The organism is Xanthomonas sp. NCPPB 1638 (assembly GCF_041475635.2).
Classification (GTDB): domain Bacteria; phylum Pseudomonadota; class Gammaproteobacteria; order Xanthomonadales; family Xanthomonadaceae; genus Xanthomonas; species Xanthomonas cucurbitae.
Genome location: NZ_CM192984.1, coordinates 2184287 through 2203367, shown reverse-complemented (window position 1 = coordinate 2203367; position 19081 = coordinate 2184287). Strand labels below are relative to the sequence as shown.

Sequence of the window (19081 nt, the reverse complement as noted above, 5' to 3'; positions counted from 1 at the left end):
ACCGTGGCAGCAACGGCCGGCCTAACCCCCGCACGACCAGTCGCCCTGCGCGATCGCAGTGCCATCCGGGAGGCGCGCGACACGGCTCCGGCGACCGGGCGCGACAAGCGCCGCTTCAAACGGCTGCAACCACTGCACAACGACATCGCCGGCGGACTGCAGCAGGCAATCGCGCGTGCAGACGTGTACCACCCGATGCGTCAGGCGATCAAGGCGCCTCCACCTCGTAGCCGAGCGCCTGCAGGCGGGCCAGATACCCATCGGGCGCGGTCAAGCGACTGATCGGCAACACCGCGAAGGTGCTGCGGTTGCGCTGCAACGCGGCACTGGCGATGCCGAGCCAATGCTCGCGCATGCGCCGCTCCAGATCGTCGATACCGCGTTTCCTGGCCGCCCCGGAACTGGCCATCGCGCTCATGCACGCTGCCTGCGGATCTTCGCGCGGCAACTGGCGCAACGCCTCGATGTCGCCCACCGACCAGGCATTGGCGCGTTCGACCATGGTGGGCAGATCGCGCTCCACCGTCACCAGGATGCTGCGAAAGCAGCCAGTGTCGTCCATGCCGCCAGCACGAAATTCCTTGAGCGCCTGCCGCGGGTCGGTGATCTTGTAGTCCAACGCGGTGGGTGTCGGCTTGATGCCCGCGCGCTTGGCGGCGCGCTCCACCACCGACCAGATCACCGGCGAGCGGGCCAGGCCCGAGCGTTTCAGCGCCGCCTGGTACAACTCGCCAGCGGCCAGCATCGGGCGCTTGCGCTCCACGCTGCGGTCGTCGCCGATGTAGCGGGCCTTGGCCACACGCCAGCGCGCGTACAGATCGGGCGGCAATACCTCGCGCAGTTCGCGGCCATCGGCGTTCTTCATCGCCTTCATCGCCGACGGCAGCAAGGTGAGTTTGCCGAAGAACCCCATGTCCGCATCGACTTGTACGGTCGGCGCCATCAGCACCTGTTGGGACTGGCCAATGATGGTTTCCACTTCGCTCGATTGCCATTGCAGGCGCTTGGGCAACGGCGACTGCGTGCCCAGGATCCACAACACGTGGTCACCCTTGCTGACCTTCCACAGGCCCGGCCCGGGCTGCACGCCGCGGACCACCATCGCTTCCAGATCTACCACCGGCGGTGGTGGCGCCGTCTTCGGCGGCAGCGTTTCGCTGGCCGCCGCCAGCAGCGATACCAGCACATGCCGACTCCCCATCCCGCTGCCCTGTGTCGCATCGCGCATCGCCCCCTGTGTGAGGCGGACATTACGTGAAGCCAGCACCCGCCGCGTTAGGGAAGCGTTGTGCCACGGCAGCAAGACATGCCATCGACGCTGCATCCCCGCATGCTAGGCCAGCAGCGCACGCCGTGGATCAGGGCAACTGCTTGCCCGCGCGCAGACAGGTGCGGAAGAACACCAGCAGGTCCCAGCTATAGCGCTTGAGCAGGCGACGCGGCTCGTTGAGCAGGCGGTACATCCACTCCATGTGCAGGCGGCGCACCCAGTCCGGCGCGCGCCTGGCGGTGCCGGAAAGAAAGTCGAGCAATGCGCCTACCCCGAAGACCAACGGCACCCGCAATGCGTGGCTATGGTCGAGGATCCAGCGTTCCTGCAACGGATTGCCGAATGCCACCAGCAGCACGTCCGCGTCGGAGCGGTTGATGCGCTCGGCCAGGCCCTGGCCTGCGGCGGCAAATTCGCCATACCCGTCGCAGATGCCGACCACCTGCTGTCCCAGGGAGTTGGCCAAGGTGGCCGCAGCGGTCTTGCCGACACCGGGCTGCCCGCCCAGCAGGAAGAACTTCAGCGGCTGCGCACTGTGCCGGCACAGGTACGGGATCAGGTCGGTCCCGTTGAGATTGCCGGCAAACCGGCGTCCATGAATCAGCCGTGCCGCCAGATCCATCCCGATTCCATCGTTGACGATGCGCACACTGGGTTCGCGCATGCGTTTGCGCAGTGCCTGGCACTGCACGATGAAATTGGTGTTGGCGAAGAACACCCGGCGCGGCTGCTGCGCCGCCAACGCCTGGAACAGGTCCACCGCGAAGGCTTCCTGAGTGGTGGACAGCACCGGAAAGCCGCCCAGTGGAATCACCACGCCCGGCGGTGCCTCGACGGCGGCGGGCGTTGTGTCCATCTGCATGCGCTGGCCTTGCATCATCGAATCACCAAAGGTCGTAAGGGAAGGCAGCCAGCAAGCCGGACTGCAGTTTTTCGAGGTCGAAGCTGCCGTTGCCCCCCAGCGCCAGGCACTCTTCCACGTTATTGCCCGAATGCCACTGGGTGCGCCCGGTGCCGTAGTAGTAGTCGTCGTACTTGAAGCGGTCTTCGCCATTGCCCCAGTCCAGGTAGACCGCCGGGATGCCATAGGCCTCGGCCAGGATCAGACCATGCAACGAACTACTGACCACCAGCTCCGCGCCCAACAAGCGGCTTGTGAATGTTGCCGGCTTGACGTCCGGGAACACCAGGTGATCGGCGTAGGCGCTGTATTTTTCAACCGGCTCGTTGAAATGCGGAACGATGGCGAACGGACGTTTCTGCACCTCGCCCAGCGCCTCGGCGGGAAAGAACATCGGGGTCAACAGGCCCGGGTCGCCATAGACCTCCGGCACCGCGATGCCACGATCCAGCAGGAATTGGCGGGTCTTGGGCCCACGGACTGCACGCACGTCCAGCGTGCTGAAGGTATTGCGCTCGGCGGGAATCTTGCCGTTGATGCCGCTGCCCCAGACGGTGTCGCCGTCCTTGGCGAAATGCAGCACCGACCCGATTGCGATGAGCTTCTTGCTGAGATCGTGTTTTTCGATCAGCGTCTTGTCCTGCAACGACAGCACGCAGGAGACGATCACCTTGGACAGGTGGTCGCCCATGTTGACGCCCGCATTCTTCGGCTTCCACCAGAACAGTGCACGACGTTCTGCGTGTTCCACCCACTTCTGCAGCAAAGCGTTGGCCATTTCCAAGGGTCTCCTGTGTACAAACGTGCGAGGTGCGCCGCATCGGTCAATGCGAAAGCGCGGCCTCCGAGGAAGCACGCGCGGCGGCGCCGATGTGCTGCGGATACAAACGGGTTTCCGGATACGCGGCCGGATCGAGCACGCGGTCGGTGGTGTCCGACCAGTTCAGGCACTGGCGGTAGCGCACATGCGGCGCATCCAGCGCCAAGCTGATCGCGGCAACGATCGACTCTGCATTACCGGGTGTATAGCCAAAGCGGGACTGGTAGGGCCCGACCACGGCGTTGGGGCACACGGCCGGCAAACCGAAGAAGTCGTACTGCAGCAGCTTCATCGAGCTGTCAGCCAGGTAGACCGGCACCTGTTCCGACGCATACGGCGCAATGCCCAAACGCGCGTGCTTGATGTAGCCGATGGTCTCGGCGTGCTTCATCTCACCATAGACGATGACGTTGTCGCCGTAGCCTGGGTGACGGCCCATGCCTGAGCCGATCACATGGAACGTGACCTGCGGGAACGCCTTGCTGGCAACCACGAAGAAGTCCGGATCGAACAACATCGACCCCACCGCCACTGCATGGATTCCCTCGCCATACGGCGATGGGTCTCCCAGTTGGTCCAGGTTGTGATCCACGCCATGGCCTACGTGGTAGACATTGTCGCGGCTGGCGATTTCCTCCGCCATGGCCGGCGATACCAGCGCAATCACATCCAGCGAGGACGCCACCCGATCGAACTCACGTTCGATATAGGACGCCACGTTGATCGTGCTCAGGCCATCGGAAGCCCGATATACCAGCTTGGCTGCGGGGTTGGTGCGCTTGGCCAGTTCGATGAACGCCACCGCGATACCGCTTTCAAACACGATGACGTCGGCGTCGCGCATCCAGTCGAGCAACTGGCGCGGTGGATGCGCGGCATACCAGCGAAACATCGCATCCTCGACCGAGCGCAACCATGCGCGACGCGTATTGAAGGGATGCACCGCAGTACGCCACAGATAGCAATCCACGCCCTTATGCGACACCACGGTGTTGGCAGTCTCATCGAGTGGCAAGCGCGCGTCGCCCTTCATCCGCGACAGGCGGCTGTAGCGCAGCGAGAAGAACCGCGTGGTGCCACGCTGCGCGAGCTGATCGGTGATGAAATGGATGTTGGCGCGGCGCGGCGTGCGGTAATCGTGGGCGGACAAGACCAGGTAGCAAGGCCGGCGAATGCCGGAAGCAGCGGCGGCGGATGTGTCGCTCATGGGCCGTGTCCTATGAATGAGTGAGAGAAAGCATGCCTGAGGACAGGAGAAGACGATGTCGATCTCATCGGCGCGCCCTGGCCTGTGTCAGTAAGCGGATATTGATGATGGAAACCACATCGCGGCGGAATGCCGGCCAGATGCCCAGCATCAGCAGACAGACTGCGGCCATCGCTGCAGCGCCAACGCCCAACTGCTGCCACAACGGGCCGCCAACGGTGACCGACGCGTAGTAGGCACAGGCACCGGCGAGCCCATAGGCCGTCATCGCACGGACTGCATTGCTGAATAGCGCGGCTACCGGCGTGTCGGAGATCTTGCCGACCCAGATCAGCGACAGCGGCCAGGTCAGCAGCAGACCGAACGAATAACCGATCGCCACCCCCATGGCGCCCCAGCGCGAACCGACGAAGATGCAGGCGATCAGCACGATGCGGCTCACCAGCGAGAACAGCAGCTGCTGCCGCATCAACCCCCTGGCCAGGAACACCCAGTAGGTGGCGTAAGACGCTGTCTGGAAGATGCCACCCAGCGCCAGCACCTGGAACAATGGCACTGCTTCGCGCCATTGTTCGCCCAGCACCAGCACGATCAACGGCATCGCCACCGCACAGGCGAACGAGAACAGCGCCACGATCAGATGCACCATCACCGTCTGCCCACGCAGCAGGAACGCGCTGAATCGCTCGCGGTCGTCCTGCAGTTGCGACAACACCGGCAAGGCCACGCTGGTGGCCGGCGCATTGATCTGGTTCAGCGGCATCATCAACAGCTGGAACGCGCGGTTATACAGGCCCAATGCATCCGGACCAGTGCGCCAACCGATGATGACCTGCCCAACGTTGCGGCTGGCGTAACCCAGCAACTGCGCCGCCATCAGGTTCCAGCCAAAGCTCATGAAGTCGCGCATCGGCGCCGCACGCTGATAGCCGCCCGGCAACCAGCGCGCACAACTGGCAGCGATCACCAGGTTGACCACTGCCTGCACCACCTGCTGCACCACCAGCGCCCAGTAACCCCAGCCCAGCAACGCGGCAGCCACCGCCGCGCCCAGGCCCAGCACCTGCGAACCGACATCACTCAGTGCCACCTGCCCGAAGCGCAGTCCGCGGCTCAAATGCGCGCGGTATTGCGTGGTCATGCCATTGAGCAGGAAAGTCACCGCCAGCGCCTGGGAAATCGTGACCAGCGCCGGTTCGTTGTAGAAATTGGCGATCAGCTGCGCCGAAGCGAACACGATCACCGACAGCAGCAGGCCGATGCCGCTGTTGATCCAGAACAGGTTGTCACGTTGTTCGCGGCTGACGTGCTTGGCCTGGACCGCAGCAGCCGACAAGCCGAAATCGCGCAGGATTTCTGCGGCGCCCACAATGGCAGTCACCATCGCCATCAGGCCATAGTCGTAAGGCGTCAGCAACCGCGCCAGCAGGATGATGCCGCCAAACTGCACCACCATCTTGGCCGACTGGCCCAGCATGGTCACTGCGGCCCCGCCGGCGGCACGCGAACCCAGGCTGCGCTGCGGCGGCGCGGGAGTGGGCGGTGTAGGCGTTTCAGCGGTCACAGCGCCGCATCTCCATCCTTGCCCAGCGCTTCCAGATAGGTGCGGTAGTGCAGCTGCCCGCTACGCGGCCAGTCGCGCTGCGACAGATCCGGTGCCGGTGCGCGCGGCGCCGTGCGCACCTTGTCCAGCATGCCGGCCAGCAACGCTGTATCGAAATCACCCTCGTACAGAAACACCCAGCCCGGACCCACTTCTTCGGCGATCGCCGCATTGGATTCGCTCCACGGCGCCAGCACCGGCCGCGCCAGCGACAACGCCAGCAATAAGGTGCCGGAGTTGTGCATCTGCCGGTACGGCAGCACCACCAATTCGGCTTCGCTGACTTCGCGGGCCAGCACCGGTTCTTCCACATAGGCCAGCAGCGCAGTGATGCGCGGATCCTGCACGCACGCAGCTTCCACCAGCGTCCGCATCTGCGGTGTGGCCGGGTTGCCCACGATGCGCAGATTCACGCGCGGGTCGCTCACCTGCTGCATCACGTCCAGCAACGTTTCCACGCCCTTGTACGGGCGGATCAGGCCAAAGTGCAACAGCCGCCCAGGTACCCTGCTGCCCTGGGGCATGGGCGCGAACCAGTCGCGATAATGCCCATGCAGGATGGTGTCGGTGAACGGCGGACGCGCCGGCGTGGTCGCATTGATGCGGATCCAGCGGCGTGTCAGGCGGTCGATCCAGCGCAACAGGCTGCGCTCGCGCCAACCGCGATCTTCGTGCGGCGCCAGATTGTGCAAGGTCCGCACGACCGGCGTGCCGGTCACCTGCAGTTTGAGCAGCAACAAGGCCGCACACATCTGCTTGGCCAGCGTTCCCACAGCACTGGGATGGCGCAGCAGGTACTCCGGCCAATGCAGGTGCAGCACGTCGTAGCGCGACAGCAACGCAACGCGCATCGAGAAGAAGCGCAGCTGCACCGCGTCCGGGAGCGCGTCATACAGCTGGGTCAGATAGGGGTTGGTGTTGGCATTGGGCTGTTCGGTGGAAAACAGCACCGTGAGCTGCGGCTTCGCCGCCGCTGTGGCTGCGGGCGCGCTCATCGCAGCGTCTCCCGCGGGCGCGGCGTACCCAATGCCATGTGGTACTCGTCGACATAGCGCCCAACCACGTGTTTCCAGTCGTAGCGGCTCACATAGGCCATGGTCGCCGCGCGACGGGGAGCAAAATCGGTGTCTGCCGTCAGCGCCAGCGCCTGCACCTGGTCAGCCGCCGCCTCGATGCGGTCGCGGTTGACGATCACGCCCTGCCCCGATTCAGTGGCAAGCCGCACGAACGGCGGAATGTCACTGAGGACGGGGATCAGCCCCGCGCTCATCGCCTCCACCGCCGCGATACCGAAGCCTTCATGCCGCGACAGGCAAACGAAGAACTGCGCCTGCTGCATCAGCGCGCGCAACTGCTCCTGCGACGGCGACATGCTCAGCTGCACCTTGTCCTGCAACCCGCGCTCGGCAATGGCCTTGCGCAAATCGGCATCGTTCAGGTCGTACGCGCGGCCGGCGACGATCAGGCGCCATTGCGGGTCGCGCTTGAGCGCAGCCTGCAGCAACTCCAGCGTTTCGATCAGGCCCTTGTTCACCGACCAGCGACCGAAATACAGCATCGTCCGGCCCGGCGTTACTGCGCCCTGCCCCGCATATTTTTCCACATCCACGCCATTTTCGATCACGCGCAGCCGCGCCGGCGAGACCACCTTGGCAAACAGGTCGCCGTCGTTTTCGCTGGTGGCAATGACCCGGCAATACGCCAGTGCCGAGATACGCGTCAGGGTCTGGAACCACAGCTGCTTCATGCGCGAGGCGTATGCGGTGTGGAAGAAACCACCATGCGTGGATACCACCATCGGCTTGCGATGCAATGGCTTGGTCAGTGCCAGATAGTCGTAGAAAAAATCGATGCCATGCAGATGCACCAGGTCCGCAGAGCGGATCGCACCCAGCACCGAGGGCGCCAGTGGATAACGCGACGAACCGCGATAGCCGATCCGCCGGATCGGCAGACCTTGGTAGGCTTCCTGCGGCGCCAGCTGTGCACCCGGATCGGTGAACACGCGATCCAGCGTGACCACCTCCACCGTATCGGCACTGGTGGCCTGATGCTGGCGGGCCACATTGAGAACGACTTCCTCCATCCCCCCGATCGACGGGTGGAATTGGCGGACGACATGCACCACTTTCATTGACGCCCATCTCCTGTGCCAGCGACGCGCACGCAGGTGCTGCGACGGCTAATGATTCTGCAATTGGTCATCGACCCTTCAACCCCAACATCCATGGCGCCAGACGCACCAGCACCGCACGCAGCGGCACAGCGCCTGCAATCGCGAACGCGCTCAGGCCCATCGCCCACACCGGCGTACCGATGAGCCCCCGATCCACCACCCCGGTCCGCGCAACCACGCTGGTCGCCACCAGGAACACCAGCGTGTGCGTGCACAGGATCAGCAAGGTGTTGGTGCCGATCCATTGCACCCAGCGCCAGTGCCGAAGGAAATAGGCCACGCACAAGGTCATCGCCGTGCCGAGTAGGCTCACCAGCAGGAACAGCACAGGCCAATGCCCGAACTGAAGGTTATTGACATCCACCTGCCCGTTCCACGCCGCCAGTACGCCCCATGCAGCCGCCACCACCGGCAAGACCAGTGCCCACCCCAGCGCCGAGACCGATCGCAGCGTATCGGCGAACCGCGACAGGGCAGCACCGACGGCGATGAAGAACAACGCAACCGGCAATACATCCAGCGCAAGCGGCAGGCGCATCTGCAGCAACGGAAACCAGCTGACCCAGGCCAATGCGAGCGGCAAGCCGAGCGCAGCCACCACGGTGGCGCTCAGCCGTGCGCGCAGTGCAATGTAGCTCAGCGTTGTGACAAACAAGGCTGGCAGAAACCACAGTGCCGGAAGCACATACAAACGTGTTCCGTTGGCCCACAACACGCCGACGAACGGGTGCCACCACGGACGCGCGCACGGTTGCTGAAATGCATGATTGAGCACGGCCATCAACAGCCACACCCCATAAGCAACCAGAAAAAACCCCAGGTACGGGATGAGCAACGTCCGCGCGAGCTTGTTGACCGTGGCCACGTTCAATACGCGGCGCCCGAAGCGCTCGCCCACCCAGCCGGAGAGCACGAAGAACAGCGGCACATGGAAGCTGTAGGCAAACAACTTGTAGGCCGGCGGCATGCCGCTCGCATGACCAAGCACGACCAGCACGATCGCCAGCGCCTTTGCGGCATCGATCTGCCAATCGCGCGTTGCCGCGGCCGCTGGCCGGGCCATCGTGCTGGCCGGACCCGCATCGGAAGACGCCGCCGCCGTTGTCATGCCGCAGCGCCGGTCATGCGGTCACCATGCGCGCACCCAACGCCCACGGAGCAAAGCGCATCAGGACCCAGCGCATGGGCACACACGCGGCCAGCGCGAACAGCGTGACGAAGATCGCCCAGCCCAGGCCCGGACGCGCCGAGCCAACGCCACCGGCAACCGCCGCAACGCCGGACAACACGAAAAACACCAGCATGTGCGTGCACAGGATCAGCAAGGTGTTGCGACCGATCCACTGAATCCATGCCCAGCGCTGCACCAGCCGCGCCGCGCAGATCACCATCAGTGAGCCCAGGATGGCGCTGAGCAGGAACACGGCGTGATTACGACCGAATTGCAGCATGTTCACGTCGATACGCCCGTTGACCTGCGCCAGCCAGGCAACCGCAAGCGCCAATCCCACGGTCACCAGCGCGCTGACCGGCAGCGATGTCGGCAGGCGCGGCGACACATGGATCAACAATGCGCCAAGCGCGTAGAAACACAACGACACCGGTAGCACGTCCAGCCCGAAAAAAAGCCGCACGCCCTGGGCAGGGAACCAGTTCATCCAGAACCATGCCACCACCAACGCGACCGCAGCGATTACCAACGGCGGCAGCACGCGACGCAGCAGTACATAGCCGATCAGCGTCACCAGCATCACCGGCAGGAACCATAGCGGCGGCTGCACATACAGATCGGGACCGATGCCGGTGAATAGCGACACGATGGGTTCCCACCAGGGATGACTGCCCCAGCGAGCCGCCTTTTCCCCGATATTGCGGGTCAGCAACCAGTACGCATAGCCCAGCAGATAGAAGGTGACATATGGCAGCAACAGACTGCGCGCCGGCTTGGTCATCGTCTGCGACAGGCTGGTGGTGCGCGAGGCGTAGCCGGCCGCCAGCCATCCCGACACCAGGAAAAACAACGGCACGTGGAAGCTGTAGGCGAACACCGTCATGCCCTGCGGCACGCCCTTGGCGTGGCAAAACACCACCAGCAGGATCGCGATCGCCTTGGCGGCATCGATCCGCGGATCGCGCGCCCGCCCGCCGCCAGCCACCCGCAGGTCGGGTGCGCGCGCAGCCTCTGCAGCAGAGGCAACGCTCATCGCATGGCTCCCGCCGGCACAGGCATGTGCTCGCGCTCGGAGCCTGCCTGATGCTTGCCTGGCGATTCGGCGGCGGTCACTGAGGACCAGGTGGGACGCAGATGCCAGAGGCAGCCGCACACGAACCACCACAGGGCCGAGGTCTTGATCGAGAAATAGCCATTGGAGACCAGCAAGCTCAGCGCAAACGCGAAGATGGCCAGGTTCTTGAACAACTGGCCTTCCTTGCTGGGCATCAACAACAGGAACGAATACGACAACAGGAACGCCAGCACCCCGACGATGGACTGCGACGCAATGAAGTACGAAATGCCGCTATCGAAATAGCGGTATGCCTGCGCGAAGTCCAGCCCCATCCAGGAGTTGAACGACAGGTTGTTCATCGAGTTCACGGTGAAGAACACCCGCCCCATGGTGGTGTCCTGGTAAGCCGAGATACCGGTGATCCAGACCAGCAACCATGCGCTCATGATGACCAGCAGGAACACCAGGAATGCAAGCCGCTGGTCCAGACGTTTGAGCAGGGGCGACAGCATCACCATCAGCACGCAGGTGCCCGCAGCCAACCGTCCGTCGGAGGCGACGATCATGAAGCCGATCAATCCAACCGACAGCAGCAGCGCCGCAGGTCGCATCCAGCGCCAGAACACCAGCAAGATGGCGGTGAAGAAGCAGATGTAGTTGCCCATGGTCACCGGCTCGATGAACATCGAGGAGGCGCGCGGCAGATTGGAGCCGGGCAGGAAGTTGCGCTCGCCCGGCCGGGTCGCGCTCACGAACAGGTTACTGTCCTCATTCCAGAAGCCTTCGGCACTCATCCCGCGTGCGTTGACGAAGAAGCTCTTCGGATTGACCAGATCGCCATATGCGGTTGGCATCGCCAGTTCAAACGCGGCGACCAGCGAAACGATGATGGTCATGCGAATGAACAGTTTGGGCAGCGATCCGGTATAGGCCGAGCCCAGTACGACGAAGGCGAATACCACTAGCGCATCGCGGAAGAACTTCGGGTCGATCTGCCAGTTCACCAGAAACCGGACGAACATCAGCAGCACGATCAACCCCAACCCGCTGATGATAAGCGCCAGCCGCTTGCGGCTCAGCGAGCCAAGGCCTAGCAGGAAGCACGCCGCATAGACCATGAACTCGACCGCATAGGTGATGACCGGCCGGACGGTGAACACGTTCGCATTGATGAGTGCCAACACCAGGTTGTAACCCACGCCAACCAATAACGCCAGCTCGATCAAGGCGTTATGCCAGCGAACACGGGCCTGCTCGCTCATTCGGATCAGCATGCAGCCGCCTGCGCAGGTGAGGCGGCCGCCATGCAGCCGCCCGCAGCGCCGGACGCGCCAGCTTGCAAGCGTCCGGCCATCATCAGTACGCGGTCTTCTGTCCGAGCACGCGCACCGCAGTCAGCACGATGATGCGGATATCCAGCCACAACGACCAGCGGCGGATGTAATCCAGGTCGTACTGGATGCGCTTCTTCATCGTCCGCAGCTCCGGGGTCTCGCCACGGAACCCGTTCACCTGCGCCCAACCGGTGATGCCCGGCTTGACGTAATGGCGCTGCATGTAATGGTTAATCAGCTTTTCGTAGTGCGTGTTGTGCTGCGCCGCGTGCGGACGCGGCCCCACGATCGACATGCTGCCACACAGCACATTGAAGATCTGCGGCAGCTCATCCAGGCTGCTACGCCGCAGAAACGCGCCGAAGCGGGTGATACGCGTATCGTTCTTGGTCGCCTGCTGAATGGTGCTGCCATGGTCGTCATGCACGCGCATCGAGCGGAACTTGAACATGTAGAACTCGCGGCCACCTAGGCCATGACGGCGCTGGCGGAAGAACACCGGGCCCGGCGAGCTCAGCTTGACGCCAACGGCAATCGCAGCCATCAACGGCCACAGACCCATCAGCGCGATCACGGCCAGGATCTTGTCCTGCAACGCCTTGGCCACCACGAAGTAGTTGTCGCGGTCCACACCACCCTGACGCAGGTTGATGACCGGCGTGTTGCCGATCTGCTCGCCGGACTGATTCAACAGACCGAAGTCGAACAGGTCGGGCACCAGCTTCACGTTGATCGGGTAGCGGTCCAGGCGCTGCAGCAGCTGCTTGATATGCTCGCGCTCACCCAGCGGCAGCGAGATCCACACCTGCTCGACCTGGTTTTCCTTCAGGTAGTCGATCAGCGCATCCGGCTCGCCCAGGCACGGCAGCGACTGGCGCTGCTCGGTCACGGCAATGTCGTAGGGAGTGCGAAAGTAACCGACCAAATTCATCCCTACCCACGAATTGCGGCTCAGGTAGTGGTTGATCTTCATCACCGGATGGCGCAAGCCAACCACCACCACGCGCTGCACGTCCACGCCCTGGGCACGCAGGTGATTCAGAAAGCCGCGCAACAAGGTGCGTGCCGCCACCAGCGATGCCAGGCCACCGACGAACCACAGACCGATCCAGCCGCGCGCCACTTGCTCGCCCACCTGCACGATCAGCGCGTGCACTGCAAACAGCGCGAACACGCCGCCGAATGCGCCGCCAAGCACGGCCAACTCGCTCAGCAACCCACGGCCGCGCCAGCTGCGGTACAGCGGAAACAGCGCGAAACAGATCACCGAGTACAACAGCGTGGTGGCAATCGCCACACGATACGGGGCCGCTGGCACCCAGGTGCCCAACACGATGCGGTAAGCGACCAGGCCGGACACCACCACCATGGTCAGGTCGAACACACGCAGTACCAGGTCGGCCGCCGCCGAATACTTGGACAACAACCGCGGTGAGGAAGTGTTATAGGTCGCGCTACTGAGGTCTGCCAGAAGCATGGGGATGTCCTCCAAACTCGATACGTTGCATGCGGGGGAACATACGAAACGCACGCGAGCCTTCAATCATCTCCGTCGCATGATCGCCGCGGTAATAGCTACCGACCCCAGATCACCCGACAGCCCTTTGTTTCAACGTAAGACACACTTTCTGCAATGGAAGAGTCCGCAACATACCGACTCTTCCTTGTTCCACGCTGAATCGCCTGTCACCTCAATTAACCAGCGTTTTGCAACACCACGATGTCAGTTCACGCGCGCTTGCAGGCCCGGGCCGCGCAGGAAGTAACGCACAAGCGCGGTTGCCAAACCGAGAAATACGCCAAAGATAAGACCCAATGCGAGATTAAGTTTGAGTTTTGGTGAGGTCCTGGACGTAGGCACATCTGCTGTATCGACGATCGTCACGTTGTTGGCGCCGACATTGCCCGCCACGCCGATTTCCTTGTAACGCTGCAGGAGCGCGTCATAGAGCTGGCGATTGGTATCGACGTCGCGCTTGAGCATGTTGTAGCGAATGCTGCGGCTCTGCAGGTCCAGTTCATTGTTGCGCAGGCCGGCGATGCGTTCGTTGAGCAGTTGCTCCTGGTGGACAGACGCGTCGTAGGTCGCCTTGAGCGACTGACGCACGTTGACAACCTCGCCGTTGATCTGCCGGCGCGACTCTTCGATCTGCGCCTTCAGGCGCTGCATTTCCGGGTAATCCGGCTTGAAGGTCGACAGCTTCTGCTGGTACTCGCTGGTCAGGCGCACCTGCTCGCCGCGCAGCGTCTGGATCAACGGGCTGCTCAGCACCTGCGGCAGCGACATCGCATCGCCGGTGGCGGCCTGGCGCCAGGCGGCCTCGGCCTTGATGCGTGCATCCTGCGCCGAGGCCAGCAGCGCATTGAGGTCGGTCAGGTTCTGCGCCGGCAGCGAGGGCTTGTCATCGCCCACCGAGACGATCTGCTCGTCGGTGGAATACGCCACCAGTTGCTTCTCGGAGTCTTCCACCTTGCCGCGCAACTGCTCCAGGCGCTCGGACAAGAACTGGGTGGCGAACGAGGATGCCTTCATGCGGCGCTGCTGGGTACTGACGATGAACACCTTGGGATACGTGTTGGCGATCTTGGCCGCCAGCACCGGGTCCGGCGAATCGTAGTTGACGTAGACCAGTCGCGAATTGAGGATCGGTTCTACCACCAACCCCGCCAGCAAGGTGTCGGTGAGGCTGCGCTCGATGATCGCCTGACGCGAATCTACCGACTTGCCGACCTCTGGGTTCTTGGCCGCCGCCTTCGCCAACGCTTCGTCGACCTGCTCCTTGAATGCCGGCTCCTGGTCGAGCTTGGCTTCGCGGATCACCGCACGCGCCAACGAGCGGCTCTGCAGCAACTGGTACTGGGTCTGGTAGAAGTCGCGGTCCTGCGGCGACTCCACCGGCATCAGGTTGTCGACGTTGACCACATTGAGCGAATCACGCTCGATCTGCAGCGTGCTGGTGGCACGATACTTTTCCGGCATCAACAAGGTGATACCCAGCGCCAGCACCACTGCAGCCACGGTGATGCAGACGATCAGCCAGCGCTGCGACACCAGCGCACGCCAATAGTCCAGCAAGCTCACGTCCGCCAGTTCCAGGTGCCCGTGGCGATGCGACGACGAAGACGTGTTGTCGGAATTCATACTCATCGGTAAGCGCGCCACACCATCACCAAGGGGGTCAGTTCCAGCATGGTGCGCAACCACACGCGCGCATCCGAGCGGTACACCACGACAATGTCACCGCCATAGATCTCAGGGTCCGGGTGGGTTCCCTTTTCGATCTCGGTCAGGTCGAAGCGCGCGAGCATCCTCTGCCCCTTGACCATGCGGAACACGATGACGTTGCCGCGACTGGCCACGGTGCTGACGCCTTTGGCCTGCGCGATGGCCTGCTGCAGGGTGAGGTTGGCGCCGATCACCGGATAGATGCCCGGCTCGTCCACCGCCCCGGTCACCGTGACACGCCGGCCGTTGGATTCCTGCACGAACACCGACACCTGCGGATCCTGCAGATAACCGTTGCGATAACGGTCGGCGACCAGCTTTTCCAGCTCACCGACCCCCATGCCGACGGCATTGACGTCGCCGATCAGCGGCAATGAGATGTGACCATTTTGGTCGATGCGCACCTGGCGCTCCAGGTCGTCGACCTGGAACACCTTGACCAGCAGCAGGTCGCCCGGCGAGAGGCGATATTCCGGCTGCACGGCAGACATCGCCAGCGGGTCCGGAAGCGGCAACGCGTTCGCCATGTCCTTGCCGGTGCTGCAGGCGCCCAGCGTCATCGAGCAGATCAACGCCAGGCCCAGACCTTGGCAGAATCGTCCGATCAGTTTCTTCATGCGTGTGGCTGGCTGCCTCGGTTGGTGGGACAGGAGCTCGCGCAGCATTCAAGCGGCCAACGCGCCAGCACGAACGTACGACAGAGAGTGCACTCCGATCATGTCGGTATCACGTCGGAGATGACGTGTTGCACTGCACTATGGCACAGAACGCGTGCGCTGCAAGACGCAGCACGCCATTTTTTTGACGGCGTTGGCCTATTGATTCAAATTTGTAGATGAAACGTCAAAAAAATGTGATGAACGTCCGCAACCAAACCGCGTCAATTGGAGTGTTTTCGGTCACTTAGCGCAGTTAAATCATGTACATCAATAGCGAGCAGGACCATACGGAACGGGCGCTAGCGCACCCACCCAACGCTCTCACAGGTATGCCGATCGACGTATCGAGGTAGATCGAAATGCGCATCCATTCACGTGATGCGGCGCAGCAAAAAGCCCATGTCGCGGCGACATGGGCTTGGTGTTTGGTCGGGGTAGCCGGATTCGAACCGACGACCACTAGTCCCCCAGACTAGTGCGCTACCAGGCTGCGCTATACCCCGAAGATGTTGCGTCCCGCCACCAGGGCGGCCTGCGATTATAGCGGCTTTGCGCAAGGTTTTCCTAGCGGCGCAGCAGTTGCAGCACTTCTTCCAGCTCCATCCGCACCTGCTTGATGATCTGGTTGCTCAATGCCGACTCGCTCTTGGCGCCATCACCCTCCAGACGCAGGCGCGCACCGCCAATGGTATAGCCCTGCTCGTAGAGCAGGCCGCGGATCTGCCGCACCATCAATACGTCGTGGCGCTGGTAGTAGCGCCGATTGCCGCGCCGCTTGACCGGCTCCAGGCTCGGAAATTCCGTTTCCCAGTAGCGCAATACGTGCGGCTTGACGTCGCACAGCTCGCTCACTTCACCGATGGTGAAGTAGCGCTTGGCCGGTATCGGCGGTAGCTCGCGATTACTGCCCGGATCCAGCATAAGCCTCCACCCGTTCCTTGAGTTTCTGGCCCGGGCGGAAGGTCACCACCGTTCGGGCCGAGATCGGAATTTCCTCACCGGTCTTGGGATTGCGACCGGGCCGTTGATTCTTGCGCCGCAGATCGAAGTTGCCGAAACCGGACAGCTTCACTTGGCGGCCCTGCTCCAGCGCATCGCGCAGCACGTCGAAGAACGCATCGACAAATTCCTTTGCCTCGCGCTTGTTCAGGCCGACTTCGTCGAACAGACGCTCGGCCATCTCCGCTTTCGTCAATGCCATGCCAATCCCCTGGTTACCGCCTCAACTCCGGATCCGGGCGCGGTGCTCGCGCTCGACCACCGCTACCACATCGGCCACGACCGCATCCACGTCCCGGTCGGTGAGAGTGCGCGAGTTATCCTGCAAAATCAAGCCCATAGCCAGACTCTTGAAACCTGGCTCGACCCCCTGCCCGACATAGCGGTCGAACAACTGCACCTCGCGCAGCAACGGACCGACGGCAGTCTGCACGCTGGCCGACAGCGCCGCCCAACTCACCTCCTCCGGTACCAGGAAGGCCAGGTCGCGGCGCACCGAGGGGAACCGCGACAGCTCGCCGGCACGCGGCAAGGCGCGCCGCACCAGCGGTGCAAGCTCCAGTTCGAACGCGAGCACGTCCACGTCGATGTCCATCGCCTTGGCCAGGCGCGGATGCACCTGACCGATCCAGCCGATGCACACCCCGTCGCGGTAGATGTCAGCCGAACGGCCCGGATGCCCGAACGGCTGCGCCGACGGACGGAACTCCAGCACCGCACCGCTGGCCGCCGCCAGCGCCAGCAGGTCGCCCTTCACATCATGGAAGTCCACCTTGCGTGCCGGCTCGCCCCATTGCAGCGCCAGCGCATCGCCGCACACTGCAACGGCAACGTGCTGGGCTTCGCGCGGCGCCACGCCCGCATCGGCGGCAGCGGCGAACACCTTGCCCAGCTCGAACAGGCGCACGCGCCCGGCCTGGCGCGCGGCATTACGGCCCAGGGTCGCCACCAGACCCGGTAGCAGGCGCGGACGCATGATGGCCAGCTCCGCACTGAGCGGGTTGGCCAGCGGCACGACGCCGTCGTTGAGCTGCCACTGCTGCAGCAGGTCGGCATCGACGAAGGCGTAGTTGATGGTCTCCTGCAGGTCCCGCGCCACCAGCTGGCGGCGCACGCTGAGCTCGTCCAGCTGGGTTTCGCTCGGCATCGCAATCCGGCTGGCACCGCCGGGCAGCGTGGTCGGCACCCGGTCGTAACCATGGATGCGCGCCAGTTCTTCGATCAGATCTTCCTCGATGGCGATATCGAAGCGACGGCTCGGCGCCATCACCTGCCAGCCCTCGGCCACGGCCTCAAGCTGCATGCCGAGCGCGCTCAGGATGCGCACCACCTCCGCATCGTCGATCTGGATACCAAGCACGCGTGCGATCCGCGCGCGACGCAACGTGATCGGTGCGGCCTGCGGCAGATGCTGCGGCAACTCGGCATGCACCACCGGGCCCGGCGTACCGCCGGCCAGATCCAGCACCAGGCGCGTGGCCACTTCGATCGCCTGTGGCGCCAGTGCCGGGTCCACCCCACGTTCGAAGCGATGGCCGGCATCGGTGTGCAGGCCGAGCTTGCGACCACGGCCCATGATCGCGGCCGGATCGAAATATGCCGACTCCAGGAACACGTTGCGGGTAGTCTCGGTGACCCGCGTGTCCAGCCCGCCCATCAGCCCGGCCAGCGCCACCGGGCGGCCGGCATCGGTGATGGTCAGGAAGCTGTCGTCCAGCGTCACCTGCCGCCCGTCCAGCAGCGCCAGTTGCTCGCCGGCGCGCGAACGGCGCACGCCGATCGGCCCCTGCAAGGTGTCCAGGTCGAAGGCGTGCATCGGTTGGCCCAGTTCCAGCATCACGTACTGGGTGATGTCCACCAGCAACGACACCGGGCGCACACCACTGCGGCGCAGGCGCTCGGCCAGCCAGACCGGCGTGGTCGCCGCCGGATCGATGCCTTCGATCACACGCCCGCAATAGCGTGGCGCTTCCTTGTCGGCGTCCAGCTCCACCGCCAGCGTCCGCGTGGACACCGGCGCAACGGCAGCCGCGTCGAAGGCAACCACTTCGCTGGCGCAAGCCGCCGCCACATCGAAGGCAATGCCACGCACGCTGAAGCAATCAGCGCGATTGGGGGTGAGCTTGATCTCGATGCTGGCGTCGGGCAGGCCGAGATACTCGGCCAGCGCCTGACCCACCGGCGCATCGTCCGGCAGTTCGAACAGGCCGGAGGCGTCGCTGTCCAGGCCCAGTTCCTTGGCCGAGCACAACATGCCGTTGGAGGGCACACCGCGCAGCTTGGCCGCGGTGATGGTCAGCTCGCCGATCTGCGCACCGATCAGCGCCAACGGCGCCACCAGGCCTGCACGCGCATTCGGCGCGCCGCATACGATCTGCAACAACTCGCCCTGCCCGGCATCCACGCTGCAGATCTGCAGGCGGTCAGCCTCCGGGTGCCGCACCGCTGCGACGATCCGCGCCACCACCACCTGGCCCAGCGACGCGCCCAACGGCGTTACCTCTTCCACCTCCAGACCGATCGCCGTCAGCGTCGCCGCCAACGCCTCGCGGCTGGCCTGGATCGGAACGTGGCTACGCAGCCAATTTTCTGAGAATTTCATGGAGAACCGGGAATCGGGAATGGGGAGTGGGGAATCGCAAAAGCGGGGTTACCAGG

The 19081-nt window shown here is 63.7% G+C and carries 15 protein-coding genes, 1 tRNA gene and 1 pseudogene; all 17 read right to left on the bottom strand.

All coding sequences use genetic code 11. From position 1 onward, the window contains the following. Nucleotides 1-208: 208 nt before the first annotated feature. The 17 genes and pseudogenes from ACCQ13_RS09635 to pheT all read right to left on the bottom strand — a co-directional run bounded on the left by ACCQ13_RS09635 (nucleotide 209) and on the right by pheT (nucleotide 19025). Nucleotides 209-1221, bottom strand: a pseudogene (locus ACCQ13_RS09635) (TraB/GumN family protein). A 137-nt stretch (nucleotides 1222-1358) separates the two neighbouring features. Further along, a complete protein-coding gene (locus ACCQ13_RS09630; RefSeq protein ID WP_159407098.1) occupies nucleotides 1359-2150 on the bottom strand; it encodes a WecB/TagA/CpsF family glycosyltransferase in 792 nt (263 codons plus the stop codon). A 4-nt stretch (nucleotides 2151-2154) separates the two neighbouring features. Further along, nucleotides 2155-2949, bottom strand: coding sequence for a polysaccharide pyruvyl transferase family protein (locus tag ACCQ13_RS09625; protein ID WP_104602781.1), 795 nt, complete (start codon nucleotides 2947-2949; stop codon nucleotides 2155-2157). A 46-nt stretch (nucleotides 2950-2995) separates the two neighbouring features. After that, a complete protein-coding gene (locus ACCQ13_RS09620) occupies nucleotides 2996-4198 on the bottom strand; it encodes a GumK N-terminal domain-containing glycosyltransferase (protein ID WP_159407097.1) in 1203 nt (400 codons plus the stop codon). Nucleotides 4199-4262: 64 nt separating this feature from the next. Then, nucleotides 4263-5762 (bottom strand): lipopolysaccharide biosynthesis protein, encoded by a 1500-nt coding sequence (locus tag ACCQ13_RS09615; RefSeq protein WP_159407096.1) that lies wholly within the window; start codon nucleotides 5760-5762, stop codon nucleotides 4263-4265. After that, on the bottom strand, nucleotides 5759-6796 hold the full coding sequence (locus ACCQ13_RS09610; protein ID WP_159407095.1) for a glycosyltransferase: 1038 nt from the start codon (nucleotides 6794-6796) through the stop codon (nucleotides 5759-5761). Before ACCQ13_RS09610 ends, ACCQ13_RS09615 begins: the two co-directional genes overlap by 4 nt. After that, on the bottom strand, nucleotides 6793-7935 hold the full coding sequence (locus ACCQ13_RS09605) for a glycosyltransferase family 4 protein (RefSeq protein WP_159407094.1): 1143 nt from the start codon (nucleotides 7933-7935) through the stop codon (nucleotides 6793-6795). The genes ACCQ13_RS09610 and ACCQ13_RS09605 overlap by 4 nt, the downstream gene beginning before the upstream one ends. A gap of 67 nt (nucleotides 7936-8002) precedes the next feature. Next, nucleotides 8003-9040: an acyltransferase family protein gene (locus ACCQ13_RS09600; protein WP_223214453.1), complete on the bottom strand. Its 1038-nt coding sequence runs from the start codon at nucleotides 9038-9040 to the stop codon at nucleotides 8003-8005. 58 nt (nucleotides 9041-9098) lie between these two features. Then, nucleotides 9099-10181, bottom strand: a complete 1083-nt coding sequence (locus ACCQ13_RS09595) for an acyltransferase family protein (protein WP_159407092.1) — start codon at nucleotides 10179-10181, stop codon at nucleotides 9099-9101. After that, a complete protein-coding gene (locus tag ACCQ13_RS09590; RefSeq protein WP_223214452.1) occupies nucleotides 10178-11467 on the bottom strand; it encodes a polysaccharide biosynthesis protein GumE in 1290 nt (429 codons plus the stop codon). Before ACCQ13_RS09590 ends, ACCQ13_RS09595 begins: the two co-directional genes overlap by 4 nt. 94 nt (nucleotides 11468-11561) lie before the next feature. Further along, entirely contained in the window at nucleotides 11562-13016 is a 1455-nt protein-coding gene (locus tag ACCQ13_RS09585; protein ID WP_159407090.1) for an undecaprenyl-phosphate glucose phosphotransferase, read from the bottom strand. Between the two features lie 246 nt (nucleotides 13017-13262). Beyond that, nucleotides 13263-14702 (bottom strand): GumC family protein, encoded by a 1440-nt coding sequence (locus tag ACCQ13_RS09580; RefSeq protein WP_159407089.1) that lies wholly within the window; start codon nucleotides 14700-14702, stop codon nucleotides 13263-13265. After that, nucleotides 14684-15382, bottom strand: a complete 699-nt coding sequence (locus ACCQ13_RS09575) for a polysaccharide biosynthesis/export family protein (protein WP_167526884.1) — start codon at nucleotides 15380-15382, stop codon at nucleotides 14684-14686. The genes ACCQ13_RS09580 and ACCQ13_RS09575 overlap by 19 nt, the downstream gene beginning before the upstream one ends. Before the next feature lie 468 nt (nucleotides 15383-15850). Continuing rightward, nucleotides 15851-15927, bottom strand: a tRNA-Pro gene (locus ACCQ13_RS09570). A gap of 61 nt (nucleotides 15928-15988) precedes the next feature. Then, nucleotides 15989-16345: a MerR family transcriptional regulator gene (locus ACCQ13_RS09565; RefSeq protein WP_005995911.1), complete on the bottom strand. Its 357-nt coding sequence runs from the start codon at nucleotides 16343-16345 to the stop codon at nucleotides 15989-15991. Continuing rightward, nucleotides 16326-16625, bottom strand: coding sequence for an integration host factor subunit alpha (locus tag ACCQ13_RS09560; protein ID WP_002811076.1), 300 nt, complete (start codon nucleotides 16623-16625; stop codon nucleotides 16326-16328). The genes ACCQ13_RS09565 and ACCQ13_RS09560 overlap by 20 nt, the downstream gene beginning before the upstream one ends. A 21-nt stretch (nucleotides 16626-16646) precedes the next feature. After that, the gene (gene pheT / locus ACCQ13_RS09555; RefSeq protein ID WP_159407088.1) at nucleotides 16647-19025 is read right to left on the bottom strand and encodes a phenylalanine--tRNA ligase subunit beta; all 2379 of its coding nucleotides are present in this window, start codon (nucleotides 19023-19025) and stop codon (nucleotides 16647-16649) included. Nucleotides 19026-19081 lie beyond the last annotated feature (56 nt).